Raw genomic sequence first — 26,727 nt, 5'->3', positions numbered from 1 at the left:
AGGAGCATTATGTATAAAACGTTAAAAGAAGTAACACAGACAGCAACACAGTTAAATATGACCATTGGTGCTTTTAATACACATAATCTGGAAATGATGCCGGAGATGATCCGCGCAGCGAAAGAATTAGGCGTTCCCATTATCATTCAAACAAGCATTGCTACGGCAAAATATATCGGATATAAAGTGATGGTAACGGTAGCGAAAGAAATGGCCGAGGATGAAATGGTAGATGTATGTTTGCATCTGGATCATGCCAAGGATTTTGATGAAATTAAAGCGGCGATTGATGCAGGCTTCTCCAGTGTAATGTTTGATGGTTCGGCACTGCCATTTAAAGAAAATATTGCGAAAACGAAAATGGTCGTTGCGTATGCTCATGCCCATGGTGCATCTGTGGAAGGTGAACTTGGAACCATTGGCGGTACAGAAGAGGGCATTTGTGTCAGTGAGGATGATAAAAAGTATACACGGCCACAAGATGCAGCTATCTTTGTTAAGGAAACAAATGTTGATGCTTTGGCGATAGCCATCGGTACCAATCATGGGCAATATCAATCAAAAACAGAAGTGAATATACCTTTATTGAAGAAGATTCATGCGGCAGTCGATATTCCGCTTGTTCTTCATGGGGGAACCGGTGTGAAAGAAGAAGATTATCAGGAATTGATTGATAATGGAATCCGTAAGTTTAATGTCGGAACTGAATTGCTTGTGAATTGGACACGTGTTGCTAAGGAAAAATTTCAAGAAACGGAAGTAAACAAATCTTTGCGTCATAACATCATACCGGCAAACATGGCAGTCAAGGAAATAGTGAAGCATAAGGCGGGATTATTCATGAATCTATATCGTCCATTGCAAAGCAAATGATATGAAAAAGTATTTGATTTTGATTGCCGGCTGTCCGGCAACAGGGAAAAGCTATCTTATTCGGGAAATAAAAACCATGTTTCCTACGGTATTTACGATTACACCGGACGAAGGTAAGGAAATGCTGGCTGATGCGATAGGGTTTCATTCAAAGGAAGAAAAAAAAGCTTTAGAAAAAAGAGTATGGCGATTTTATTATCGTGTCTTAGATACGTATATGGAAGCTGGCAAACAAATAATCGTAAGTGAATATCCATTCAGTGATAAACAAAAACCATGCTTACAGGCCTTGAGTGAATTATATGGTTATCAAGTAATCACAATACGGTTAATCGCTGATTTTGAAATATTGTGGCAGCGACGAAGAGACCGCGATTTGCATTCTGATATTCATTTGTGTCATATCATGACGCATTATCGATATCAGGATACATTACAGGATCATCGTTTGGCTGATGATCTGATCACCAAAGAAGCGTTTAAAGCCATAATCGAAGAACGTCAGTACAATGCTTTTGCGCTAGGTGAGCTGCATGAATTTGATGTCAGCGATTTTACGAAAGTTGATTATCAACCATTCCTAACCGCATTAAAACGACGTATAGAAGAAAATGATAAGGAGGCAGGAGCATGAAAAAAAGTCGAATCAAAGATCTTGTTACAGGAAATATAGCAGAAAAACTATATCAAATAGCACATTCTAATCAGTATCCTACGTTAATATGCTTGTTGGCTTATGCATTTTATTATGTGGATCTATTCCTGTTTTATATCTTTGCGCCCTTTGCCCTTGGTGGTTTTAGCTATTTGTTTTATGAAAGAAAAAACTATATCATGGCGGTGTTTGCCTTCTTCTTGTTTCTATGTACATGCCTTTTTGTATATCAAAAGCTTACAAATAGGATACAACAAAAGACGATGAAGGCGCAAAGGTGAAAACAAAACTACGCTTTGCTTTCATGAACAGTTGCCGATTACTATTCTCATATGCGCTATGTTGTGTTATAGGTTGTTTCAATAAGGGATAGGATAAGGGTATGGATAAAACATAGCAGTGTATAATTATCTGCGCTATCCTATAACCAACATAATTTCTTTAGGGTTTACATACAATGAAGATGGTACGGTTGACATTGTTGTATAGTATTGACGGATATCCATGAGAATTGTCATGAATTTCTTAATTTTTCGTGAAGCCGCTTGCTTTTTTCTTTTAGAAAAAGGTAAACTGTGAAGCAGAAAACCATCATGATGGCGAATTGCTGATGAAGGAGGTGGCATTCATGAAGAAACAAGGATTGACGGTTGTCATATCGCATGCGGATAGTACATTGGGACAGCGCATGACACGCATTCTGGCAAGACATGGTGCCGAAATGATCTTATTGTATCAGAAGTTTGATCCTGCCTTACGATTAGCTGAAAAGGTTTATGCTTGTGGCAGTGATTGTGTAATGATATCCTTGGATAATGAACCTTATTATGAATTATGCAAAACAATGGATGCATTACGTACAGATGATATTGCACGACAATTTATTTATATTCATTAATAAACAGTGTTTCCGTTACCAAATCATGAAGAGATCAGACGACATTACCTATGGTTTTCTGATCTTTTTTCATTTTAGCAGAAAGGGAAAAATTCATTAAAATAGTAATCTTTTTGTAAAGATAACTTAACGAGAAAAGATTAAATTTCTTATGAAAGAATCAAATATGAATGATTCAGCATGGGTTGTCTGACAGGCTGGTAGTAGAAGCAAAAACATGTTGAAAGGTGTCACATGATGTTTAACGCAAACAAACATCCTTTCTATGATAAAAAAACATATGTAATATCTTGACGGCACAAAAAGAACATGATAAAGTGTAGACAGTTATATGACTGACGGAAGTGGAATTGACCACATGGAGTATAATGGTAAAGCAGGGCCGACCGTCTGGGCGAAAGAGTCCAGGATGTGTATAGGCTCTTTTTCTTATTTTTGGGATAGCAACAAAAGCGATAAAAGCCTATCGTTTCAATTGCAAATCCACGTAAAAATCCGTATAATGAAACGGTAATAAGGAGGTATGTGAAATGAGCATAGAACGCAAAGAATGGGAAGGCTTTGAAGGACGTATCTGGAAAGAAGAAGTCAATGTCAGAGATTTCATCCAGAACAACTATAAACCTTATGATGGTGATGAGTCTTTCTTAGCAGAACCAACCGAAGCTACAAACAAGCTATGGGGCGAATTACAGAAATTACAAAAAGAAGAACGTGCCAAAGGCGGCGTTCTGGATATGGAAACAGAGATTGTTTCTTCCTTGACATCCTATGGCCCAGGATATATATCAAACGAATTAAAAGATTTAGAAAAGGTTGTCGGTTTGCAGACAGATAAACCTTTAAAACGTGCCTTTATGCCTTATGGCGGAATCAAGATGAGTGAAGAGGCATGTACGACTTATGGCTATGAGCCAAGTGAAAAATTACATGAGATTTTCCATGAATATCATAAGACACACAATGATGCTGTCTTTGATTGCTATACACCAGAGATGCGTTTGGCACGTCGTAATAAGATTGTAACCGGCTTACCGGATACTTATGGACGTGGTCGTATCGTCGGTGATTATCGTCGTGTGGCATTGTATGGTATTGATTATCTGATTGCCATGAAACAAAAGGATAAAGCAAACTGTGGCTGTGGAACCATGAGCGATGATATTATTCGTCAGCGTGAAGAATTGGCAGAACAGATCAAAGCTTTAAAGGGCATGAAAGAAATGGCTGCAAGCTATGGCTATGATATCAGTGGTCCTGCAACAAATGCCAAAGAAGCTGTACAGTGGCTGTATTTTGGATACTTGGCTGCCATTAAAACGCAAAATGGAGCTGCGATGAGCGTTGGTCGTGTATCTACTTTCTTAGATATTTATATTGAACGTGATATGGCCAAAGGTATCTTAATAGAAACAGAAGCACAGGAATTAATCGATCATATGACAATGAAATTCCGTATGGTAAAATTTGCGCGTATTCCTAGCTACAATCAGCTGTTCTCCGGTGACCCAGTATGGGCTACCTTAGATTTAGCCGGTTTGGGTATGGATGGCCGTCACATGGTCACAAAATCTGATTTCCGTTTCTTACATACCTTGGAAAACATGGGACCTGCACCGGAACCAAACTTAACTGTTTTATATTCCAGCAAGCTGCCACAAAGCTTCAAGGATTATTCTGCAAAGATTTCCATTGATACAAGCTCTGTGCAGTATGAAAATGATGATGTTATGCGTCCGGTTTGGGGCGATGACTATGCTGTATGCTGCTGTGTATCTGCTACGCAGACAGGTAAGGAAATGCAGTTCTTTGGTGCGCGTGCAAACTTAGCAAAATGTTTATTGTATGCAATCAATGGTGGTGTTGATGAAAAGACAAAAACACAGGTAGGGCCAGAATATCGCGGTATTACCAGTGAATACTTAGATTATGATGAAGTTATGCATAAATATGACAATATGATGGAATGGCTGGCAGATCTTTATGTCAACATCCTGAATCTGATTCAGTATATGCATGATAAATATTACTATGAAGCAAGCCAAATGGCATTGATCGATACCGATGTACGTCGTACCTTTGCGACAGGTATCGCCGGTTTCTCGCATGTTGTAGACTCTTTAAGTGCTATCAAATATGCGAAAGTAAAAACGGTTCGTGATGAAGATGGCTTAGTTGTCGATTATGAGATCGAAGGAGATTTCCCTCGTTATGGTAATGATGATGAGCGTGCAGATGAAATCGCTGTATGGCTGTTAAAGACGTTTATGGAAAAAATCGAAAAACGTCACACATATCGTAATTCAGAACCAACAACTTCTATCCTGACAATTACTTCTAATGTCGTATATGGTAAAGCGACCGGTGCATTACCAGATGGAAGAAAAGCCGGAGAACCATTATCTCCAGGTGCTAACCCTGCTTATGGTGCAGAACAGAATGGCTTATTGGCATCTTTAAACTCTGTGGCAAAACTGCCATATGAATATGCATTGGATGGTATCAGTAATACCCAGACAATCAACCCAAATGCCTTAGGTCATGATGAAAAAGAACGTATCGACAATCTGGTAAATGTCTTAGATGGCTACTTTGATCAGGGAGCACATCATCTGAATGTGAATGTGTTCGGTATTGAAAAATTAAAGGATGCTATGGAACACCCAGAAAAAGAAGAGTACGCAAACTTTACGATTCGTGTATCCGGATATGCCGTGAAGTTTATCGACTTAACACGTGAACAGCAGTTGGATGTAATCTCCAGAACTTGCCACGATCATTTATAAAAAAGAAGGAGGTCTGTTTTAAGTCGTTTGACTGCAGACCTTTCTTTATGGAGGATATGCATATGGAAAATGGAAAAGGCGCCATTCACTCAATTGAAACCTTTGGTTCGGTAGATGGGCCAGGAGTACGTTATGTAATCTTTTTGCAGGGATGTCGCATGCGCTGTCAGTTTTGTCATAATGCGGATACCTGGAAAATCAAGGAAGGCAGTGAAACCGCAGAAGAAGTCTTGCGGAAAGCTTTGCGCTATAAACCTTACTGGAAGCATTCAGGTGGGATTACGGTGAGTGGGGGAGAACCGTTGTTACAGATTGATTTCTTATTGGAACTTTTTAAATTGGCGAAACAAAAAGGCGTACATACCGTAATTGATACCTGCGGCAATCCTTTTACTAGAGAAGAACCTTTCTTTTCTAAGTTTCAAGAGCTGATGCAGTATACGGATCTTGTATTGCTGGATATCAAGCATATCAATCAAGCGAAACATCAGCAGTTAACCGGCTGGGGCAACGATAATATCTTAGATATGGCACGTTATCTTTCAAGCATCAATAAACCGGTTTGGATTCGTCATGTCTTAGTCCCACAGCGCAGTGATGATGAAGAAGATCTGAAATGTTTGGATGCATTTGTGAAGACATTGCATAATGTCAAACGTTTTGAGGTATTGCCATATCATACACTCGGTGCTTACAAATGGAAAGAGCTTGGCATGGAGTACCCTTTAGAGGGCATTGAACCTCCAGATAAGGAAACGATAGAGCGAGCAAATACATTGCTGCATACCGCAGATTATCAAGACTATAAAAACATGTAACCAGATACAAAAGAGATAGCCATTCTTACTGGAGAATATTTTCTATAAGATGGCTATTTCTTTATTTTTATATTGTTTATGTTAACAACATTTTATTACTTTTTTATGTACTTGAAGAAGATAATGTTAGGATGATACCATTGAAAATATTATCGAAAGTATACAGATAGCAAAAAGTAAGCTAAAATGAAATCACATGTAAAGTTAAGGAAGTGGATATCATGGATGAGATCATCATTGAGCATGCCAATCAAGGGAATCTAAAGGATGTTTCTTTACGTCTTCCTAAGAATAAATTAATTGCTGTTACCGGAGTTTCCGGTTCTGGAAAATCAACATTAGCCCTTGATGTTTTATTCAACGAGTGTCAACGACAATATTTAGAAGCTTTAGGTATGCAAGGCATACAAAAACCAGCTGTGGAAAGGATTCAACATGCATGTGCTGCTGTATGTGTAAATGCTCAAAGCGGTAATCGCAATCCGCGCTCTAGTGTAGGAACAGCAACTAATCTGTACACGGATCTGCGTATGCTGTATGAAAAACTAGGTGTTCGAGAATGTCCAAATTGTCATCAGCTTTATAAAAACAGCGTCTGTGCAGAAGAAACGATACGCATAGAGGATGAATATATGACATATCAATATTGTCCTCATTGTCATGAGAAAGTACAAAAATTGATGCATACAGACTTTTCCTTTAATACCAGAGAAGGCGCCTGTAAGGATTGTGAGGGCATGGGCAGTGTCTGGGAAATCGATCTTGTACAGGTGTTGCATGCTGATCTAAGCTTATCACAGGGTGCAGTGACTTTTTGGAAGCATCGCTATCAATCGTATATGATAAGTCAATATGCAAATGCATTGGCATATTATGGTATCAAACAAGATTTAAAAGCAGCGGTTGCACAATATGAAGAAGCGGCATATCGTTTACTTGTATATGGCAGTGAGGATGAAAAATTTTTATCATATGTTAAAGATGAAGCAAACAGGGAAACAACAGCTATACATTTTGAAGGAGTATTTCCTTATTTATGGAGGAAATTAAAAGAGCATGAAGGAGTACCAACCAGTCTTGAGGCTTGTTATAAACGTTCTGTGTGTCCAAGCTGTCAGGGGGAACGTTTAAAGGAAGCATCCAGAGCAATTACGGTTCTTGACAAACGTTTACCGGAAATTGTAAATCTGACATTGGAAGAAATAGCTTGTTGGCTGCAAGCTGTACGAGCATCGCTAACACAAAATGAACATGCGCTTTGTGATGTTTATCTTTTGGATATGGAAACAAAGCTTCGACGTATACAAAAATTAGGCTTAAGTTATTTAACGTTGAATCGCAGTATGATAAGTCTATCCAATGGCGAAGCACAGCGTTTACACTTAGCATCACTGTTAGATGCAACAATGTCTGGTTTATTATATATTTTAGATGAACCAACGATTGGACTGCATCCGAAAGATACCGATGGCATCGTAGAGATTTTAAAGGATATGCGTGATTTAAGGAATACCGTACTTGTGATTGAACATGATGCAGGTGTATTACAACAAGTGGATCATCTTGTTGATATCGGTCCTAAAGCAGGGATTCACGGTGGGCAAATTGTGGCGCAGGGAAGTTTTGCGGAAGTATTGAAATGTAAGAATAGTGCTACTGCCTATGCCATGCAACATCTTACCAGTAAAGTACATGCATATCGAAAACCATCATCATATATCCAAATCACAAATGCCTGCCGACATAATCTGCAACATATGGATGTGCAATTGCCAATACATTTGCTATGTGGAATATGCGGTGTTTCTGGATCAGGAAAATCTACACTTGTATTTGATGTATTGGCAAAGGGGAACAAGCAAACAGAAGTAAATCGTGTAGAAGGCTTAGCACAGTTTGATCAAATGATTTGTATCGACCAACAACCACCGATACGTATGAAACGCAGCAATATTGCCACATTCACCAATCTTGCCACTCCTTTACGCAAGGTGTATGCCAAAACTAAGCAAGCAAAAGCATTGGGATTCACAGATGCTTATTTTTCCTTTAATTCAAAAAAAGGACGTTGTGAGCATTGTGAAGGCATGGGAACGATAAAAAGCCATATGTTGTTTTTTCAAGATCAGGAGGTTATTTGTCCGCAATGTCATGGCAAACAGTTTCAGGAACAAGTATTACGCGTAACCTATCATGGATATTCGATTCATGAGGTTTTACAGCTCAGTGTAGAAGAGGCGATAACTGTTTTTAAAGAGGAAAAAGAAATACAGAAAATCTTGCGACTGTTAGAGCACATCGGGCTAGGGTATGTAAAGCTGAATCAATCTTTAACCACGTTATCCCAAGGAGAAGCGCAACGTTTGAAGCTGGCAAGAGAGCTTTTGCAAACCAAAGGGAAACATAATCTATATCTTTTAGATGAGCCAACCGTAGGTCTGCATATGCAGGATGTGGAAAACTTTATTAAGTTATTGCAGGAATTGGTAGAAGAAGGACACAGCATTCTGGTGATTGAGCATAATGAGCAACTATTAGCAGCTTGTGATTATCTTATTGAGTTAGGACCTCAAGGCGGCGTTCATGGTGGACAGTTGATTGCTCAAGGAAGTCCATTAGCACTCTTACATCAAAATGAAAGTGTTATTGCACCATATTTAAAAAGGTTTATAAAGGATTAGGAAGACTAATGTCTGCGCCGTATCACTTTCTTGATGAAGTGTAGGATTTGAATGAAAGAACACGGTTAAGAAAAATACGATACTTTACGTTGATAAAATAGGATATACGCGCAATGTATGCGATACGTTACATAATGTTTGTTATGGTTGCTAGGAAAACAAAACGATTTATGATAGAGTATACGAGACATGAGGAGGTTAAGTTATGTTTCATGAAAACTTAAAGACTTTACGTATAGAAAAAGGGATGTCCCAGCAATTTTTGGCAGATCAGCTGCACGTGACAAGACAAACAATTTCAAAATGGGAAAGAGGGTTATCTGTACCTGATGCAGATATGTTGATTGCACTAAGTGAGATGTTTGAGGTATCGGTAAGTACGTTATTGAACCGATCTATTAATGAAGAAGATACATTAGAGAATACGTTATTGGCAGAGAAGCTTGAACAATTAAATTTACAGCTTGCTCAGCGGAATCAACGCAGTCGTAAAGTGTGGAAAGTTATTCGCTTTATCGCTATCGCATGTTTGGTGTTTGGTATTTTATGTATCTTACTGAACGCGGTTGCTATGAAAAGTTATCAAGCTGTGGAAGCATCGGTGGTAGAGATAACAGAAAGTTGATTGTATGTGATCAGCAAATACGATACTTTATGGAAAGATGAGTAGGACAATGGAAGCTGATCTTTCAAATTACTTTTTGATAAAACACTGAAATCAAGGGGATCCAGCATTAGACGGAGGCCCATAAGGAAGTAAACTAAAATCCCGGTAAAACCGGCGTGGCAGAGGTCACGCCGGTTTTTCTGTATCTGTCAGTAGTTCCGGTTTGGCAAGTGGAATCCGGATTTTCCCCACATAGGTAAAATAGACTTCAATCGTGACATGTTTCTTCCCGCTGATCTTCTCGGGGCTGTGGACCACGATCTTTTCAATCAGTTCATTTACCGTAGAGGCGTCAAGCTCCTGCAAATCGGAATACCTGTCGGCAAGCTGAAGGAAACGCCCTACATCGGCAATCTGTCCGGCTTCATTTTCAATTTCTCTCTCCAGCGAAGCTGCAAGCTGCTGAATTTCCGCCTGCTCTGTTTCATACTGTGCCGAGAGTTTTTGAAAGCGGAGGTCGCTTAATTTCCCAAGTACGGAATCTTCATAAAGCCTTTGGATGATCTTGTCCAAATCCTCCATACGCTTCTGCGTCCCGGAGAGGGCTTTCCGTTTTTGCGTCAGTTCCGCTTTCCGGCTGGCCTCGTCCTGCGCCAACATTTCCTGAGTGAAATCATCCCGAAACAAACGCACATAGGTCAGTGTTCCCTGAATACATTCCAGCACCCGTTTATAAAGCGTAACCTCTCGGATGTAATGGATTTGGCAGGAACCTGTATTGCTCTTGTAATTGGAGCAGACGAAATGGTCTTGAGACTCATTCTTGTAGGTATTGCAGGTACAGTAATAGAGCTTTGCGCCACAGTCGGCGCAATAGACAAGACCGGAGAAAATGCTTGTTTTTCCCGTCTTTGTGGGTCTGCGCTTGTTGGCTCTTAACGCCTGCACCCGTTCCCACTGTCCCCGCTCAATAATCGCTGGCTGTGTGTCCTCAAATATCCGTCGGTTTTCTTTCGGATTCTCCATCCGCTTTTTGAATTTCAGGGATTTTGTATAGGTCTTAAAATTAACGGTACAACCGGTATATTCCGGCCGCTCCAGTATTCCGGCAACGGATTTGGCACACCACCGGTACAGATTATCCGGCATGGCCCATCCCTTCTGTCTGGCGTTATACGCAGTAACCGTCAATACCCTGTCAGCGGTCAGGATTTTTGCAATCTGCATTGGTCCTTTGCCCGCAATGCACAGATCAAAGATACGCCGCACCACCTTTGCGGATTCCTCGTCTACAATCCATTTCTTTTTATTCTGTGGGTCTTTCACATATCCGTAGGGCGGGTTACTGGCGATGTGTTCCCCGGCTTCTCCGCGCATTTTTACGACTGCCCGGATTTTTTTGCTTGTGTCTTTGGCGTAATAATCGTTAAATACGTTTTTGAACACAGCAAAGTCATTTTCGCCCTTTGCACTGTCCACATCATCATTGATGGCGATAAACCGGACATCGTAAGCGGGGAAGATGAAATCCTGCAGCCGCCCCATATAGGAATACTCCCGGCCCAGACGTGACAGGTCTTTGACAATCAGTGTGGAAACCGAATAGTCCTCCACATATTTCATCATTTCCTGAAAGCCGGGTCTTTGGAAATTTGTTCCTGAGAATCCGTCGTCCACGAAAAACATGGGATTGCGGAATCCGTGTTCTGTTGCGTATTTGGATAATAGCGACTTTTGGTTGGTAATGGAATTGCTCTCCCCGTCGAGTGCGTCATCTTGGCTCAAACGGCAATATAACGCTGTGATCTTATCTGGCTGCTGGTTCATAGTAGCTCCTTTCCTCCCGTGTATCGGGATAACAGCCAGGTAAACGGTTGCCTATATTATAACGCGCCGTTCCTCTTTTTTCAGCAACTTTCATTCTGTTGCCTCCAAATTTCCCGCCATGATACGGCGCAGCTTGTCCAGTACGCTTTCCGCCTCTCCCTCCGCATAATGGGGGATGACATGATAGACCGTATTCCCTTCAACGGCAATCATTTCTTCTGTGCTGAAATCAAACTCGAAAACGCCGTCTTTGAAATGCTCTGCCACACGCTCGGCAATTTCCGGTTTCAGATTTTTGGGAAGTTCACTGAAATCTGCAGGTTTACGCAATCCCATCACGCTCCTTCCTTGCAGGTAAAATATTCAGCGTAATGACCACCGGACGGCCAAGCCCCTGCTTTCTGCGGAGAATCAGACCACAGCGTTCTAATTCCTGAAATGCCCTGGTCGCCACCTGCCTGCTCCTATGCAGCTTTCCTTTTGCTTCTTCCAGCGTAAAGTAGAGACGAATCCGCCCGTCCGGTTCTATGTATCCGTTTTCTCTGGAAATACCCGCCCGATCTAAGAGCAGGGCATACAGTACCTTTGCGTCGTTGGATAAGTCCATCGGCACCAGAAAACGGGGAAATGGCAGATAGGGCGGTACGCCGCTGTCCTCTTTGTAAGGCGTCAAAAAATCATTTTGCATCATATACTCCTTTCCATCAATCCATCCCTGATTGATTGGATTGATATTGACTATCTTGTTATTAACTTCTTCTCTTTAATTTCCATCTAAATATGGGTCGTCAAGACTGTCTGGAAATCCATCGCCGGAAAGAGAGGAACAGGGCTGTCCGGAGCGTCAGGTTTTCCAGTCTCTGAAAATCCAGTATTGGAGAATCCCATATAGGAGGAAATGGCAAAAGCGGTAAATTGGCAAAGTAGAAATCAACACCTGAATGGGAAAATCCCGTTTAGGTCAAAATCGTCCTGCGGACAGTTAAAAACAGGTTTTAGAGGGGAGCAGGGGATTTATCCCTCATACCCGTTGACCGCAGCCTAAAACGCCAATAATCTCAAGGCTTTTTTGCTTCTAATTGTCCGCATAGGAGCCGCCTTTTCCTGTCGCTGGCTGTTTTCTGTCCGCGGTGGATTTTCTTTGCACAGAGCTTACAGTATTTCGCCCGGTTGGAACCGGGAAGGAATGATTGGCCGCAGACCACGCAGCGTTTTAATTCCTCCTGGAACAGCAACGCCGTTTCCAATGGCCTGTCCAGCGGCAGGACAGCGCAGCGGAACCATTTGCAGAGAAGCGAATAGGAAATACTCTGGACGCAGACACATTTCTCCCCGTCGTCCAGAAGAATACAGTTTCCGTTATCGTAGTTGCAGCACTCGTGTACCAGTTTACGCATCCGGCGGTACTGCGGATAATTCATCACCGGAATCTGATTGTGGATAAAAACACCTCCTTCCTACCGTAAAAAAATGTCCCTCTACTATACATTTCATTTTTGAGGGGAAATAGGGCGGTCAATTTTGCACAAAAAATATCTTTCTATTGTTCAATTCATTTTTGAGACGAAATTACGGGGGCATTTTGCAAATTTCACAAAAAATTCATAATTGCCGTGTACAGGTAAGTTGTTATAAAATAATCCCCTCATATATCTGTACATTTTTTAGGGGAAAGTTGCCGTCTGAATAAAAATTTGCAAAAAAATTCGCCGCAGTTGTTCCTACGACGGATTTTATGGAGCAGACAGATATTCAAATTTATAACCGATTCCGGCAACGCTCTCGACGTAATTTGGCAGATCAGGCTCAAACCTTAGTTTCTTCCAAAGTTTACTCACATGGTTATGGATTGCCTTTCTTGAACCTTGACAGCATAATGTCAAGGTTACTTGTCGGTAAATTTGTGCGTCCATTGTAAAGGCATACGAAAAGCGGAACAAAAATGGTTATCCCGAAAGTCTGATTATCCCGAATACATCATAGAAAGCCAGCGACAGAGGCATTTTTGAAAGAAATGTTCGGGATAATTTTCCCTTGCAGCACAAGCTGTAAAGTCTCCCTAATGTTCCTTCACCACCTACCATATCTAATAAAGGCCACAGGGCAAGCAAAATCTTACATTGTGGTCTATATTACGGCACTTCAAATTTATAACCAACGCTGACAACACTTTTGATGTAGCCTGGAGAATCCTGTGTAACTTTCAGTTTTCTCCGCAGATTACTCACATGGTTATTGACTGCTTTTCGGGAATAGAGCGAATAATCCTCATTCCAGACCAATTCCATAATAAGCTCATAAGTAAATACACGCTTCGGGTGAGCGATTAACAAAGCAAGGATGTCAAATTCCTTAGCGGTTAATTCAATTATCTGCTCGCCAATACATACAAGCCGTTGTTCCTGGCAGAAGTATAAATCACCTATGCGAATCTCTATAAACGGTTCATCAATGACTGTCTGCAACTTATAAGTTTCGGAAATGATACATTGGCTGTCAGCAAGATTATTTTGTTGTTTCTGGGAATCGAGAAGATAGTTTACCAATTCCTGACGCTGACGGGCGCTTAACAAAATGAGCAGCTTTTCTGCAATTATGCCACCCGGTTCAGATATATCAAATACAGCTAATTTCCCATGTCGTCACCTCCATCAGTGTAGGTATTTGTGCTTTCATTTCGACTGAATAAAGTTGTCATTCGTCACTGTTAGCTTGACTATATAAAAACATATCTCCTTATAATACGGAAACAGTTTCTTGTTTAATAAGAATATTTTTTCCTGTAATGTATCAGGCAGATGGCAGATACGACAAACATAATTCCCTCTGCAACAGGTACAGCCAGCCATACCCCCGTTATTCCCCAAATACGTGGCAGTAACAAAATACCCCCAGCCAGTAGGCCGAATGTCCGCAAAAAGGAAAGAACTGCAGATACTTTTCCGTTTGACAATGCTGTAAACATTGCGGATGTAAAATTATTCAAACCGCAGAATAGAAAGCTATATGAAAAAATAGTGAAACCATTCGCCGCAATTTGATAGACTTCCGATGTATCATCCGCAAACAGCCGTACAATATAGGAGCCTCCAAACATGGAAACCGCAAATATCAGCACCGATGCCGCCGCAATAAACCGCATACTGATAGAGAAAACCTTTTTTTGCTGAACTTCATTCCTGTTTCCATAGTTAAATCCGATGATAGGTGTTATTCCCATAGAGTAGCCGATATACAGCGTGTTCAGCAGGAATTGAGAGTAAATAATAATCGTGATTGCCGCAACGCCATCCTCTCCCAGCAGGTTCATCATAGTGCGGTTGAACAAAAATGTTGTGACGGCTGTTGCCAACTGGCCTACCATTTCGGAGGAGCCGTTAAAACAGCTTTCTCCGATGACTGCCAATTTCAATTTTGGCCTTGTGAAAGACAGCGTTCCTTTGTTCCGGGCAAAATATGCCAGCCCAGTGACTGTGGGAATCAGATAACCAAAGCCTGTCCCCAAAGCTGCGCCTTGGATACCCAGACCACAGGGGACAATGAAGATATAATCCAAAATTATATTTGCCACGCCCGCCAGGACAGACAGCCCAAAACCAAGGCCCGGTTTTCCAGCCGTCACAAACAGGTTTGAAAACAGCGTTTGCAGTATATTGGCTGGAATGAATAGAAACAGCACCATGAGATAATCTTTGCAATAGGGAAAGAGCAGATTACTGGCACCAAGAGCATAAATAATGTTGTCAATCCAGATTGTCCCACCCAAAAGAATGAGAAACCCAATCACCGCACCTGTGATAATAAGCAAGGTGAAATCTTCCTTTGCCTCCTGATTTTTACCTGCCCCCATTTTTCGGGAAACAATCGCGTTTCCGCCCGTTGCAATCATGGTAGCCAGTCCCACCGTGATGTTGATAATGGGGCACACGATATTGATAGAAGAAAGCGCATCCGTATTCACAAACTGCGCCACAAAGATCGTATCTACAATGGTGTATAGTCCCATAAAAATCATCATTACGATGGTAGGAAATGCAAATCGCAGAAGCGATGCCGCACTCCATTTTTGATCTAAAATGTTATCGTTCATCGTCGCCTTTCTCCTATTTTGGTGGTAGAATGAGCCGCTGGGTGGGATAGCCAAATTCAGTGAGAAGCTCTGACTCGGCAAAACCCAGGCGTTTATAGTCCTCTCTCTGTCCCGTATCAGCTTTATCTCCCTCGCGGAAAGTAGTAATACTGATTTCACGACCTACAAATATATTGCACATCATAAAGTCAAGGAAAGCCTTTGCCACTCCATAATGCCGGTATTGCGGATGTACAGCCAGAAAGTCGATGCTTCCGGTCTGATGGGAAAATGCAGCGGCTCCAATTATGGTTGAGCCATCCCGCATAATAAGGGCTTGCCGCTGTCCGACATATTGCCTGACTTGTTCCAGATGGGAGCTTTCATCAAGGCAGGGAAAACCGTCAATGACAAGTTTAATAAAATTCATCCAGTCGGGAATATCTGCCAGCGTAGCATAAGAAATCTCTTGCATGATCGTATCAGGAACAGTTGGATTTTTGTTCAATGTAAATTCCAGTTGCAAAGGATAAAAGACTTCGTTTTGTCTATATTCCAGCGGCGTTTGCTTATACATGGATTTGAAGATGGAAGTAAATGCCTGTTGACTCTCATAGCCAGCAATCAGCGCAATTTCGATAATCGGCTTTTTAGAAAACACCAATAGCTTTGCCGCCTCGGTCAGCTGCCTGCGCTGGATATAGTCGTGAAGTGTGATCCCAACTGTATCTGTGAACATTCGGTGCAGATGGTACTTGGAATAGCAAACCGCATTTGCAACAGTGTCTAAATCTAATTTTTCATTGAGATGCGCTTCAATGTAAGAAATCACTGCCGCTATATTCTCAACTTTATAGCTGTTCATGGTTTCCCTCCTTCCTCAATCATTGTACCAAAACATCGAAAATTGCTTTTCATAATTCTTGCGGTCTTTTTATATATCATGTACCTCAAAGAACATATTGGGTAATCAGCGGTTATTTCCTTTCGTAATGCCTTCTTACTATTCATTCACCCGCAGACGCTCTACAACACTTCGGTTATTGAAGAAGCGGAGCGCAACAATCGGGACAATAAACGCAAGAGCTAAAAAGAGAACCAACATCATAAGCGCCGGGAGCAGGGTCATCTGAAACGACATCATCAGGCTGGTCGGACCTTGCTCTATAAAGACCCTTATCAATGTTATGCCAAGCGCCCCCGCAATTAGTGTACCGACAAGCCCTGCCAACAGCACATAGGAAAAACTTTCGGTAATCATCATCTTACGGAGCTGGCGGTCTGTCATGCCGATGCTCTGCATGGTGGCAAACTCATGACGGCGGGTAATGATGTTGGTCATTACCAGATTAATGAAGTTGAGCAGACCCACCAGGGCAAATACGGCTCCAATCACTCCGCCGACCAGAAGAACTACATTTTTAACGCCAGAAACATTGGATTTCAGTGTCGAGATAGAAGTATAGGCAATATCGGTATCCTGTGCCAGATGGTTTTCCATCTCTTGCTGGTATTGCTCCTCCACATCAAAGAGAAAACCGTACAAGGTAGGGGATTCATAAATCTTCTTGAACTTCCTTTCTGACATATAGATATTCAGGCCGCCAATGTCTGTTGCAATATTGGCACCACCACCGGTCAAAGTCATTTCGCTGTCTGTAACCGCCGCTTTTGCTGCAACAGTAAATTCTTCCGTTGGAGTTCCGTTTTCATAAAACTGAATGGTATCGCCAACTGATAATCCAGCAAAAGCCGGATTGTCTAAATCACCCTTCAAGTTCCCCTTGTCATCATACTTGCCGACTAAAATCACTGTATTGCCGTTCCACAGTTTGTCTTTCAGAACAGACAGATCGTTTTCACCCTCTATAATATCTATTTTATTTAACAGATTTTCAGAAAAGCCATACACATTTCCCAGGGGTAGGTTATCCGTAGTCAACGCAGCATAACTTTTATCCTTGCCCCATCCCAAATTTAACGAATCAGGGAGCAGATAGGCATATTTATCTGTATTATCAATCGAGTAAGAATCACCCCAATCACAGGCGATATGGTCGTCCTCAAAAGTATTGCGGTACAGACGGACTTCATTCATTACTCCTGGCTGCTGTTCAATTTCTTCTATTGCTTTTTCCGAAAGGGCGCTCTCGTGCCCAAATTCACCTCCAAAAGCTGCCTGAATACCTGGATTATAAACCACAAAATTACTTCGGGTTTGTTTTTCAATATAAGTACCTTCATCAAAGCTGCCACTGAATACAAACACCGAGTTTAGAAGCACAATACTCAAGGTTAGGGAAATCACAATAAAAGCTGTCCTGCGTTTGTTGCACTGGAGATTGGCTTTCGCCATGCGGGGAATGACCGCGCCGGTGTCTGTTTTTTTCTGTTTTACAGAAACAGCATCCTGTTCTACATAGCGGATTGCTTCTATAGGTGACACACGGGATGCTTTTTTTACTGGCTTTCTGGTGCTAATATAAACGGTAAGCCCTGAAAACAGGATTGCGCCTGCAATAATAGCAAAATATGGAAGCGATCTAACCTCAATGTTTCCACCGCTATAATCAACAGCAAATGTCTGAATTGCGGCGGGCAAAATGCCGCGTCCAAGCAATATGCCCAAAAACAGCCCAAATGGTGTACCAATTAGGAATAGATACAGTGCCTGCCGGTTTACCAAATGCTTTACCTGACGGGAGGTCGTTCCAACCGTCCGCAGCAAACCATACTGTCGAACATCGTTGGTTACAGCAATTTCAAATACATTGTAGATCAGCAGGTACCCACAGAACATAAACAGGACACCAAATACGGCGGCCGCCAGCCAGATCACCAGATTGCCGTCATTAGACATGACTGGATTAGGCGCAACACGCACAGCGTTATCAGCGCTTGCATCATCCGGGTTTCCTCCGATACTACGGACAAACTCTGAAATGCGCTCCTTTGCCATGTAGTTGTCCCGCATTACCACATCGGCCTCATAAATACCACAGCCGACACGCTCCCCGGCAACGGCATTCATCAAATCCTGATTTTCTTCAATAAACGCTTCAGAAACAATAACCGATTCTGATTTTTCATTTGGCGTGTCATAAATACCGGATACGACCATATCAAAATGGTAAAGCTGTCTTTGATTTTGGAATTCAACAGGAATTTCTGCACCGACTTTTTCTTCAATATTCAGATCCTTCAGTATGTTGGCAGATACCAACACCTCATTTGCTTTTTGTGGTGTGGAGCCCGTATGAGGTGTCAAAAGCCGAAGTTCCAGTTGGTTCTGATCGGCATAATCAACCTCTGTAACACGTCGGTTGGTGTTAGTCATGATCTCTATGGGTATCCAGCAGCCTACTTTTTCAAACATAGAGTTCTCTTTTAACTGCTGCAACTGTTCCTCAGAAAGCCCCTGAACCAGCACATCCGCCGAGGACCCCATCATCTTTGCCATACTGTATTCCAATGTGCCTTTGGTTCCCATACCGATGGTTAAGACAGATGTAAAGAGAAAGGTTGTCAGGGCAATCGCAATTACTGCAATCACATTTCGCATCCTGTTGCTGCGGAAGCTGCGGTTTGCCAGGTTTTTGATGATTGCTTTATTGTTATTGCCGAATAAAATGTCATTCATAGTCCCGCCTCCTTTACTGCACAATCCTGCCATCTTCGATCCGAATGATACGGTCAGCAAGCTGGGCAATCTCGCTGTTGTGGGTAATCATCACGAGGGTTTGATGGAATTTCTGGCTAGTAACTTTCAAAAGTCCCAATACATCACTGCTGGTTCGGCTGTCCAGGTTTCCGGTGGGTTCATCAGCAAGGACAATAGCGGGTTTGGAAATCAGGGCACGGGCGATAGCGACGCGCTGCTGCTGGCCGCCGGAAAGGTTATTCGGCAGATTGTTCAGCTTATCCTCCAACGCCAGCATCCGTACCACTTCATCCATAAATTTTTTATCTGCCTTATCGCCATCCAGTTCCACGGGCAGCACAATATTCTCGTAAACATTCAGCATCGGAACGAGATTGTAATTCTGGAAGATAAAGCCGATTTTTCTCCGGCGGAAAATGGTGAGCTGTTCATCGTTTAATGCAGACAGTTCTTTTCCGTCTACAATCACTTTGCCAGAAGTCGGCACATCCAGCCCGCCAATCATATTCAGTAATGTGGATTTGCCGCTGCCGGAAGTACCGACGATGGCGACAAATTCTCCCTGCTCAATGGAGAGGGTCACACCGTCCAGGGCCTTCGTGATGTTCGGCTCTGTACCATAGTATTTTTTGAGGTCAGTTGTTTGCAAAATGCTCATAAGGAACACCATCCTTTCTTTTTGATAAACCCATTGTAACGGTCAAACCTCGCAGAAATGTCACGAGCCACCAAAAATTTCAGCAAAATCCGGCCCCAAATGTCACAATCCTGTGACATTTCAAATACTGGTGCTCCTGGCTTACTTTCGGAGTAGGAAAACGGAAAAGACAGAACCTTTCCCAGTCTCCGAAGCCACCCGGATATAGCCGCCCTGCAAGGAGATAATCTCACGGGCCAGATACAGCCCAATCCCGATCCCGTCTACATCATGTACGGCGTCCTCCCGGTAAAACCGTTTGAAGATCGTTCCCTGGTGCTGCTCTGGAATCCCAATGCCGGTGTCAGCAATGTCAATCTTCAAATACATTTCCCAGCACTCTACACGCACACGGATTTCGCCGCCCTCCGGTGTGTACTTCACAGCATTATCCAGAATGTTAAATAGCGCTTCGCTTGTCCACTTCCGGTCATAGCACGCCTTCAAATGCTCCGGGCAGTCTACCTGAACATCGATCTGCTTCTTTTCGGCATTCAACAGAATGCCGCCCAATGCGGCGGCGAGGGTGTCATAGATTGGCTGCTCCTTCTTCTCCAAAGAGATAACGCCCGTTTCCAGCCGGGAAGTCTTTATCATGGCCTGCATAAGAAAGTCCAGTTTATCAAGCTGGCTGGTCTGCGCCGCCAAAAATTCCTTTTGCTTTTGTACCGGCACCTCCTGGTCTATCAGGGTGCTGTTAATCATTTTCAGGTTTGCAATCGGTGTTTTTACCTGGTGGGAGATGTCGGAAATCAACTCCTGCAGGTCGGCCCGCTCTTTTGCGATGTTATTTTTATTTTCCTGCATGACTTCATATAATCGGTCAAGACGGAAGCCTATTTTATAAAACAGGCTTTCTTCTTCTACGCTCTGCCGTGGCTGCTCAGCCCCGGACAGCATATCGTCCAGCATGACGCAAAAGGCATCGGAGAATTTTACCAGCTTCCGGCGGATCAGTACCACAAAGCAAATGACGAAGAGCAGTATAAAAAAGCTGAACAGGAATACACACCATACGGCGGCCGTGTTCCGGGTCAGCATATAGACAGAAGCAGAAATGAATCCTGTTGCTAACAGTAGAAGAACCCCTAAAAGAACACAGGCTTTATTGATGGAGAGCTTTCGCATATTCATTTCTGTGACCCTCCAATCCACATATATCCCATGCCGTACACGGTCTTGATATACTGGCGGCCATCTATTTCTATCTTGTTCCGTACCCGGCTGATTGCAGATGTCAGGGCATGTTCGTCCACAAAGTTGCCATCCGCGTCCCACAGCTTTTCAAGAAGTACCTGCCTGGTCAGGACAATCCGCGGATTTTTCGTCATGACCTTTAAGAGCCGGTATTCCAATGGAGTGAATACCAATGGCTCTCCGGAAAGGGCAGCAGTCATTTCCGGAAAATTGATTGTAAGCGCACCGTCCTCATAACAGTCTCCGCTGGATTGCTTTTCAAGCCGCCCCAGCACCACTGCCAGCTTTTTTTGAAAGACGCTCACAGAAAATGGCTTTGTCACATAATCGTCCGCGCCCAGCTCGTAGCCTCTCAGCATATCACTTTCCATATCGTTTGCGGTCAGGAAGATAATCGCCGTATCAGAGCGGCGTTCTTTTGCCTCCCGGCAGAAATCAAAACCATTCCCGTCCGGCAGGTTTACATCCAGCACGATCAAATCATAGTCCTGCTTCGTCAGAAAATCTTCTGCCTCCTGTTTTGTCAATGCGGAATCCACCGTATATCCCGCAACGTTTAAGTTATAGCATAAGGTATGGTTCAAGAGGTGGTCGTCCTCAACTACTAAAATACGCATCCTATCACACTCCTTTATGTTCAGCGTAGCACCCAAATGTCACAGAAACCTCACGGAAAAATTATTTTTTTCTTTTATCAGCCGGTTTTTCCGCACTTTGGGGTATCAGCCAGATTCGACTAAGGTGAATTACACCATCAATCCGGTCCTCCGCACATAGTTTCTGCACCCGGCACTCGGACAATTCCCATTTCTTCGCAGCTTCTTGCACTGTCATATATTCAAATATAGCCAACCTCCTGTTGATAATTGTACCTCCATTATAGGCGGTCAACCGAATAATAGCAATGGCATTGTTGTGAACATATCCTAAATAAAGGTTTTTGAAACTACCGGCTATACCAAAAGTCAAATTATCCCGAATACCTCATAGAAAGCCAGTAATAGAGGCATTTCTTAAAAAATGTTCGGGATAACTTTTTAGACATTTACACTGTCAATTTCCTATAATTTGCATTTTAGAAAAATAATTCGGGACAAATTTCCCTTGCATCACAAAACTGTAAAGCCGTCTTAATGTTTCTTCATCACTTACCGTATCTAATAAAGGCCACAAGGAAAGCAGAATCTTACCCTGTGACCTTTGCTATGGCACTTCAAATTTATAACCAACGCCAATAACACTTTTGATGTAGTCCGGGGAACCAGGTGTAGTTTTCAGTTTCCTTCGCAGATTACTCACATGATTATTGACGGCTTTACGGGAATAGTAGGAATAATCCTCATTCCAGACCAATTCCATAATCAACTCATAAGTAAATACCCGCTTTGGGTGTGTGATCAACAAAGCAAGAATGTCAAATTCCTTAGCCGTTAATTTGATTTCCTGCTCGCCAATATATACAAGTCGCTGCTCTTGGCAGAAGTATAAATCACCCATGCGAATCTCTGTAAACGGTTCATCAATGACTGTCTGCCCCCTATTAGTTTCGGAAATGGCGAATGGGCTGTCGGCAGGATTCTTCTGTTGCTTTTGAGAATCGAGAAGATAATTTACTAACTCCTGACGCTGACGGGCGCTTAACAACACGAGCAGCTTTTCCGCAATTCTGCCGCCAGATTCAGATATATCAAATACAGCTAATTTCCCATGTCGCCACCTCCTTTCCGTCAGCGTGGGTATTTATTCTTTTACCATCAACTAATACTCCTGTTGTGTTGTTGTGCTCTATGCCGAAAGTTCCTTTTAAGCGTTATATAATTTTCTATATTGTTTCGGAGTCGCCCTGATATATTTTTTTGAAAAAATTAGTAAATTGTCAACACGGAAAAATGAGATGAAATAAAACACTACATAAACTCTAATTATCTTCATTAGGGCTTGTCGAATATTGTGTTTTCATTTCCTGTTATGACGGTATACGCTTTCTGAGATTGATGAGGCTAAATACATCATCCATAATTCCTCTATCCCTTACATCCAGCATCAACCATTTCTGTCCATTACCGGTTTTCGTGTTTTTGAATACTGTCTGCACATAGTCGGAACATTGTGGCATAAGAAGTTCTGCTTCCATAAGTTCATGACTTCCTACAACCACGAGAGCGATAAAATAGCCTTGCATTGGATAGAGCGTACAAAGAGACTTTCCACCTTTTTTATACTTAATATTCCAGCCTGCCTGCATGGAACAACGACTGTGTTCCATGCAGGGTTCAATCCGATAGGCGGACTGGATACGGTTATTAAAATCTATCCATAACGGATTGTTAATGTATTCCGTGACTTGCTCCAGCGATGGAGATTTTTCATTTGAATATAGCACATTCCAATCCATTATAAATTCTCCCTTAGCATTTATTTTCCAGCGGCAGAGGCTTAACCCAAATTTCCATACAAGCCATACCCTCTGAGTCACGGTAATACTTTTCTGCCGAGAAAGGCTCCGTGGTTAAATTGTGGCGGGGCAGCCATATACCAAAAAGATATTTGCTGGCCTGGTCTAAAGCGACCGTTACTAAATCCTCAAAATTTTCTGCTTCGACTCTGCAAACGATGTATTCTCCTGCCGAGAGTTCTCTCTTAACAAAACCATCCTGCAGCCGATCCGGAATATTTTGAACAAGGCCACCTGCAAAATAAGTGAAAAGGTTTTGTGAAGTACCTTCCGTATGGGACATTCCCATTTCTACAGTAGTATTTAGATTGGCTTCGATTGAAGCCTTCTCCATGTGATAACGCTTCCAAAGCTGCCCTGGCACATCTACACCTGTGCTTTCACCAATCGGTATTTGTTCAGAAATGCGAACTTCCGTTTCCAAGCCGAAATAAATTTCCGGTTTTTCCAATGTCTTTCTCTGGATCTCCAAGACGATATTTCCTACCACTAGCGGAACCCCTTCGTCTACTAAAACATAATTCATAGAAACTTCCGGCTTGTCAAATGTATTGAGCATTGGTAAATCCTTCTTGTAGTTTTCAGGCGTAATCCCATACGTTTCCTTGAAAGCCCGTGTAAAATTCGCATGGCTTGAAAAGCCATAGTCCAAGGCAGCGTCAAGAATCCTCTGTTCGGTACTTTTCAGATTTTCAATAACCTTTGCCAGACGGCGGAGCTTCACATATTCCTGAACCGGTTTATTTACCAGCCGCTTGAACAAGCGCTGAAAATAAAAGGGGGACAGACCTACAGTATTTGCCAGTTTTTCCGTTGAAATTTCTTTTGTCAGGTGTTCCTCGATATAAGTCAAGGATTGTTCGATTGCTTCATATGCGTGCATTGCGGCACCTCCTATATTCGATGTTCAAATTATATCATTTTATTTTTTGCCGGGCTTTTCACGCAATGCGCTTTTTGATTAGGAAAATGCACTTTGTAAAATAGAAACCTTAAACCACCTCAATTCGTAAAGAAATAATGTGTGTTACTTATTAACTGTTTCTGCTAATTTTTTTATTTCACTCTCGTTTATTTCTGGTTCAGTAAATTCCTCATTAAAGCCGTCAATCTTTTTCAAAGAATGAAACAATTTTCTATATAGAACATTCATTTTTTCGTAGTCCATCTTGCCGCCGACAGAGGTTACATAGGAAGCATGGTTTATTAGCTCTATTGGGTAAAGTGTTTCAAAAAATCCCTCTGTATCTTTCGGGGTATAGCAACAAACGAACAATCCAATCTTCGTGTGTAATAGCTGTTTTAGATTGCGTTTACAAAATTGCGTAATTTCTTTTTGGATTTTACCCATATACACAGAACCGCCAATAAAAACAGCGTCATATTGAGACAGATTGATTTTATCTGCTTTTGCTGAAAGTATGTTTACTTCACCATGAAGATAAGTCTTTAGGATTTCTGCGCATTCTTTTGTACAGCCGTATTTTGTGGCGTACACGATTGCAGTTTTCATTAAATTGCCTCCTTACGGTAAATCATGTCAAACTGTTCTATATGTTTTCCCAATATTTCTTTTGCCTCTTTTTCCTTTTCAGCAATGCCGTCATATTTATTTAGCAAAAGAAAAATCGGCGAAAAGAATTGTAATGCCATGACTTCGGGACTGGCTTGCCGCATGAAGCCTTGTTTTATCATTTCTTCAAATAGTCTAGCTTGATACGAAATAGCAGTATCAATATAAACTTCTCGATATATGCGGTCTATTTCCTCATTTTTGTATTTCTCAATGGAAAGCATTTTACGAAACTGTGAGGCATAGGGGTCTTTCAAGTAAAAACAAAAAATATCACTACTAATTTTTTTCAAAACCTCGTTGCCACCTGTTGCGTATTCCCTTGCCATTTCTCGCAATTCGCCATTTGGAAGCTGAAAAGAAGTAGCCGCATCCCTAAAACGTGATTGCATTGTGTCTACCAACGTATCAAAGATTTCTTGCTTGCTTTTGTAATGCTTGTATAAAGAGCTTTGCTTAATTCCGACTTCTGCCGCAATGTCACGCACTGTTACACCGTCATAGCCTTTATCAGCAAACAGCTTTAGTGATTCAAATAAAATGGTTTCTTTCGTATTTCTTTTCGCCATGCCAATACCTCACTTACATATAATCAAAACGAGTAGGAACAGAATTGTAAAGCCATATACGAGAGCCTTCAATAAATGCAATTTGAACTATGCTCACGATAATAATTATGTAAAAAATATTTTGCCTATATTCCGGCTTAAAAATTGCTACTATTCCAAGCAACCATATAATCAAACTTGCAACCCAAAAGACAATAGATTGAACGCTGCTAACAGAGAATAGTCCCATTTCTACGCTGCCATCAGTAGCATATACGATAGAGTTAGAATACAAATCTCGGACGTTGGCAAAATACCACAATACCCCATGTAGGAGTATAAAGAACAAGATAACCATGCCCCATTTTTGAATTGTTGCCCGACTGAAATATCCCCATAGCATATAGCCGATATTTACCCCCAACAAAAGTGTACTGATAATTGTAATGCTGTTCCCAAAGTATAGTTTTAACATAGTCGTAAACCCCTTTCTATTTGGCTACTGTTTGTTCTCTTTTTATTTTAGCTACTTTTTGTTCGCCTGTCAAGTCCTTTGCAGAGATTATAGAAAACTCTTTGCGGATATATGCTCTATTCATGTCAATAATATAAGTGCCGCTAATGCGATTCAGACAATAGCTATTCTCACTTTACGGCGGCCTTGATTTGTTCAAAACCGCCGTAAAAATCAGAACATGGGATAAAAGCTGCCGGACAGCGGCTTTTTTCTTTTGCCGTCGTGCAGCAGATTGGGGCTATATGGTTTCAGTTCTTTCGGAAAAAGCGTTCACAGTGCTCGTAAGGGGGTAGCCCCTTATCGGTGATTTCAATATAATCAGCTTTAGTCATACCGTACAAATAGTAATCGCAGTATGTGTTTACCATTTTACCCTCACGGATAAGTCCCTCACGCTTGAAGCCTGCCTTTTCCAAAGTTTTATACGATGCAATATTTTGTGCGTGAACATCGGCCCATAAACGCTGTAATTCCGTTTCTTCAAAGCAGAAGATAGCTACTCTCGCCAACGCTTCTGTCATAAGTCGGTTGCCTTGATAGGCAGAAGAAAGGCGAAATGCTACTTTTGCCATGCGGTCATTTTCAATGAGATACACCCACATATCCCCGATAACTTTATGATCCTGTTTGTGTACAACACCCCAATGAAAACTTTTCTTAGGTTTCTCCGGCTTTTGAAAAAGCAATTCTGGATTTAAGTCGCTTTTTCCTGGGCGTTTTCCCCAATACTGATAAATAGAACTGTCACCCAGCCATTCTTTCAAATCTGAAACATCTTCTTTTCGCAGAGGGCGCAGGATAAGTCGTTCCGTTTCAAGAACAGGTTTATCCTGAACAAAATCCTGTAATTTCATAAGCCGCCCCC

27 protein-coding genes and 1 riboswitch are annotated in these 26,727 nt (G+C 41.9%); of the genes, 8 read left to right on the top strand and 19 right to left on the bottom strand.

The features are described 5' to 3' along the window. The first annotated feature begins 9 nt into the window (after nt 1-9). The 8 genes from ACESSZ_RS05990 to ACESSZ_RS05955 all read left to right on the top strand — a co-directional run bounded on the left by ACESSZ_RS05990 (nt 10) and on the right by ACESSZ_RS05955 (nt 9,336). Complete coding sequence (locus ACESSZ_RS05990) at nt 10-873, top strand: class II fructose-bisphosphate aldolase (protein WP_008689530.1); 864 nt, start codon at nt 10-12, stop codon at nt 871-873. A gap of 1 nt (nt 874) precedes the next feature. Next, nucleotides 875-1,507, top strand: a complete 633-nt coding sequence (locus tag ACESSZ_RS05985) for a zeta toxin family protein (protein WP_008689528.1) — start codon at nt 875-877, stop codon at nt 1,505-1,507. Further along, nucleotides 1,504-1,809 carry a hypothetical protein gene (locus ACESSZ_RS05980; protein ID WP_008689526.1) on the top strand — a complete coding sequence of 102 codons (306 nt, stop codon included), beginning with the start codon at nt 1,504-1,506 and terminating at the stop codon, nt 1,807-1,809. Before ACESSZ_RS05985 ends, ACESSZ_RS05980 begins: the two co-directional genes overlap by 4 nt. Before the next feature lie 347 nt (nt 1,810-2,156). Further along, entirely contained in the window at nt 2,157-2,426 is a 270-nt protein-coding gene (locus ACESSZ_RS05975; protein ID WP_008689523.1) for a short-chain dehydrogenase, read from the top strand. A 321-nt stretch (nt 2,427-2,747) separates the two neighbouring features. After that, nucleotides 2,748-2,829: riboswitch (ZMP/ZTP riboswitch) on the top strand. A gap of 127 nt (nt 2,830-2,956) precedes the next feature. After that, on the top strand, nt 2,957-5,212 hold the full coding sequence (pflB, locus tag ACESSZ_RS05970; RefSeq protein ID WP_008689521.1) for a formate C-acetyltransferase: 2,256 nt from the start codon (nt 2,957-2,959) through the stop codon (nt 5,210-5,212). A 56-nt stretch (nt 5,213-5,268) separates the two neighbouring features. Then, a complete protein-coding gene (gene pflA / locus ACESSZ_RS05965) occupies nt 5,269-6,030 on the top strand; it encodes a pyruvate formate-lyase-activating protein (RefSeq protein WP_499842713.1) in 762 nt (253 codons plus the stop codon). A 221-nt stretch (nt 6,031-6,251) separates the two neighbouring features. Next, nucleotides 6,252-8,711 (top strand): ATP-binding cassette domain-containing protein, encoded by a 2,460-nt coding sequence (locus ACESSZ_RS05960; RefSeq protein ID WP_008689518.1) that lies wholly within the window; start codon nt 6,252-6,254, stop codon nt 8,709-8,711. Between the two features lie 205 nt (nt 8,712-8,916). Then, nucleotides 8,917-9,336: a helix-turn-helix domain-containing protein gene (locus ACESSZ_RS05955; RefSeq protein WP_008689516.1), complete on the top strand. Its 420-nt coding sequence runs from the start codon at nt 8,917-8,919 to the stop codon at nt 9,334-9,336. Between the two features lie 168 nt (nt 9,337-9,504). On the opposite strand, the gene ACESSZ_RS05950 is transcribed toward ACESSZ_RS05955, so the two are convergent. The 19 genes from ACESSZ_RS05950 to ACESSZ_RS05860 form a co-directional block, all read right to left on the bottom strand. Then, entirely contained in the window at nt 9,505-11,145 is a 1,641-nt protein-coding gene (locus tag ACESSZ_RS05950) for a recombinase family protein (RefSeq protein WP_256146778.1), read from the bottom strand. A gap of 90 nt (nt 11,146-11,235) precedes the next feature. Further along, nucleotides 11,236-11,481, bottom strand: a complete 246-nt coding sequence (locus tag ACESSZ_RS05945) for a hypothetical protein (protein WP_008689511.1) — start codon at nt 11,479-11,481, stop codon at nt 11,236-11,238. Further along, nucleotides 11,468-11,833 carry a replication initiator protein A gene (locus ACESSZ_RS05940; protein WP_008689510.1) on the bottom strand — a complete coding sequence of 122 codons (366 nt, stop codon included), beginning with the start codon at nt 11,831-11,833 and terminating at the stop codon, nt 11,468-11,470. Before ACESSZ_RS05940 ends, ACESSZ_RS05945 begins: the two co-directional genes overlap by 14 nt. A gap of 370 nt (nt 11,834-12,203) precedes the next feature. After that, complete coding sequence (locus ACESSZ_RS05935) at nt 12,204-12,566, bottom strand: cysteine-rich VLP domain-containing protein (RefSeq protein WP_081484672.1); 363 nt, start codon at nt 12,564-12,566, stop codon at nt 12,204-12,206. Between the two features lie 711 nt (nt 12,567-13,277). Beyond that, the gene (locus ACESSZ_RS05930; protein WP_008689509.1) at nt 13,278-13,718 is read right to left on the bottom strand and encodes a winged helix-turn-helix domain-containing protein; all 441 of its coding nucleotides are present in this window, start codon (nt 13,716-13,718) and stop codon (nt 13,278-13,280) included. 188 nt (nt 13,719-13,906) lie between these two features. Then, nucleotides 13,907-15,235, bottom strand: a complete 1,329-nt coding sequence (locus tag ACESSZ_RS05925) for an MATE family efflux transporter (RefSeq protein ID WP_008689508.1) — start codon at nt 15,233-15,235, stop codon at nt 13,907-13,909. Nucleotides 15,236-15,248: 13 nt separating this feature from the next. Further along, the gene (locus ACESSZ_RS05920) at nt 15,249-16,079 is read right to left on the bottom strand and encodes a GNAT family N-acetyltransferase (protein ID WP_008689507.1); all 831 of its coding nucleotides are present in this window, start codon (nt 16,077-16,079) and stop codon (nt 15,249-15,251) included. Nucleotides 16,080-16,217: 138 nt separating this feature from the next. Beyond that, the gene (locus ACESSZ_RS05915; RefSeq protein ID WP_008689506.1) at nt 16,218-18,854 is read right to left on the bottom strand and encodes an ABC transporter permease; all 2,637 of its coding nucleotides are present in this window, start codon (nt 18,852-18,854) and stop codon (nt 16,218-16,220) included. A 13-nt stretch (nt 18,855-18,867) separates the two neighbouring features. Next, nucleotides 18,868-19,533 carry an ABC transporter ATP-binding protein gene (locus tag ACESSZ_RS05910; RefSeq protein ID WP_008689505.1) on the bottom strand — a complete coding sequence of 222 codons (666 nt, stop codon included), beginning with the start codon at nt 19,531-19,533 and terminating at the stop codon, nt 18,868-18,870. A 141-nt stretch (nt 19,534-19,674) separates the two neighbouring features. Next, entirely contained in the window at nt 19,675-20,706 is a 1,032-nt protein-coding gene (locus ACESSZ_RS05905) for a sensor histidine kinase (protein ID WP_008689504.1), read from the bottom strand. Beyond that, nucleotides 20,703-21,386 (bottom strand): response regulator transcription factor, encoded by a 684-nt coding sequence (locus tag ACESSZ_RS05900; protein WP_008689503.1) that lies wholly within the window; start codon nt 21,384-21,386, stop codon nt 20,703-20,705. Before ACESSZ_RS05900 ends, ACESSZ_RS05905 begins: the two co-directional genes overlap by 4 nt. A gap of 61 nt (nt 21,387-21,447) precedes the next feature. Continuing rightward, a complete protein-coding gene (locus ACESSZ_RS05895; protein ID WP_226906243.1) occupies nt 21,448-21,621 on the bottom strand; it encodes a DNA-binding protein in 174 nt (57 codons plus the stop codon). Between the two features lie 351 nt (nt 21,622-21,972). Next, the gene (locus tag ACESSZ_RS05890; RefSeq protein ID WP_008689502.1) at nt 21,973-22,416 is read right to left on the bottom strand and encodes a winged helix-turn-helix domain-containing protein; all 444 of its coding nucleotides are present in this window, start codon (nt 22,414-22,416) and stop codon (nt 21,973-21,975) included. 319 nt (nt 22,417-22,735) lie between these two features. Next, nucleotides 22,736-23,164, bottom strand: a complete 429-nt coding sequence (locus ACESSZ_RS05885; RefSeq protein WP_008689500.1) for a DUF3788 domain-containing protein — start codon at nt 23,162-23,164, stop codon at nt 22,736-22,738. A 13-nt stretch (nt 23,165-23,177) separates the two neighbouring features. Beyond that, complete coding sequence (locus ACESSZ_RS05880; RefSeq protein WP_008689497.1) at nt 23,178-24,107, bottom strand: AraC family transcriptional regulator; 930 nt, start codon at nt 24,105-24,107, stop codon at nt 23,178-23,180. A 144-nt stretch (nt 24,108-24,251) separates the two neighbouring features. Further along, nucleotides 24,252-24,737 carry a flavodoxin domain-containing protein gene (locus ACESSZ_RS05875; RefSeq protein WP_008689495.1) on the bottom strand — a complete coding sequence of 162 codons (486 nt, stop codon included), beginning with the start codon at nt 24,735-24,737 and terminating at the stop codon, nt 24,252-24,254. Next, on the bottom strand, nt 24,737-25,366 hold the full coding sequence (locus tag ACESSZ_RS05870; protein WP_008689492.1) for a TetR/AcrR family transcriptional regulator: 630 nt from the start codon (nt 25,364-25,366) through the stop codon (nt 24,737-24,739). The genes ACESSZ_RS05875 and ACESSZ_RS05870 overlap by 1 nt, the downstream gene beginning before the upstream one ends. Nucleotides 25,367-25,379: 13 nt before the next feature. After that, nucleotides 25,380-25,820: a hypothetical protein gene (locus tag ACESSZ_RS05865; protein WP_008689490.1), complete on the bottom strand. Its 441-nt coding sequence runs from the start codon at nt 25,818-25,820 to the stop codon at nt 25,380-25,382. Between the two features lie 290 nt (nt 25,821-26,110). Further along, nucleotides 26,111-26,716, bottom strand: a complete 606-nt coding sequence (locus ACESSZ_RS05860) for a GNAT family N-acetyltransferase (protein WP_008689488.1) — start codon at nt 26,714-26,716, stop codon at nt 26,111-26,113. Nucleotides 26,717-26,727: the final 11 nt, after the last annotated feature.

This window comes from Eubacterium sp. 3_1_31 (genome assembly GCF_964249515.1).
In the GTDB taxonomy this organism is placed as follows: domain Bacteria; phylum Bacillota_I; class Bacilli_A; order Erysipelotrichales; family Erysipelotrichaceae; genus Longicatena; species Longicatena caecimuris.
The sequence above is the reverse complement of the archived record's forward strand: the minus strand, read 5'-3'. Positions and strand labels throughout refer to the sequence as shown.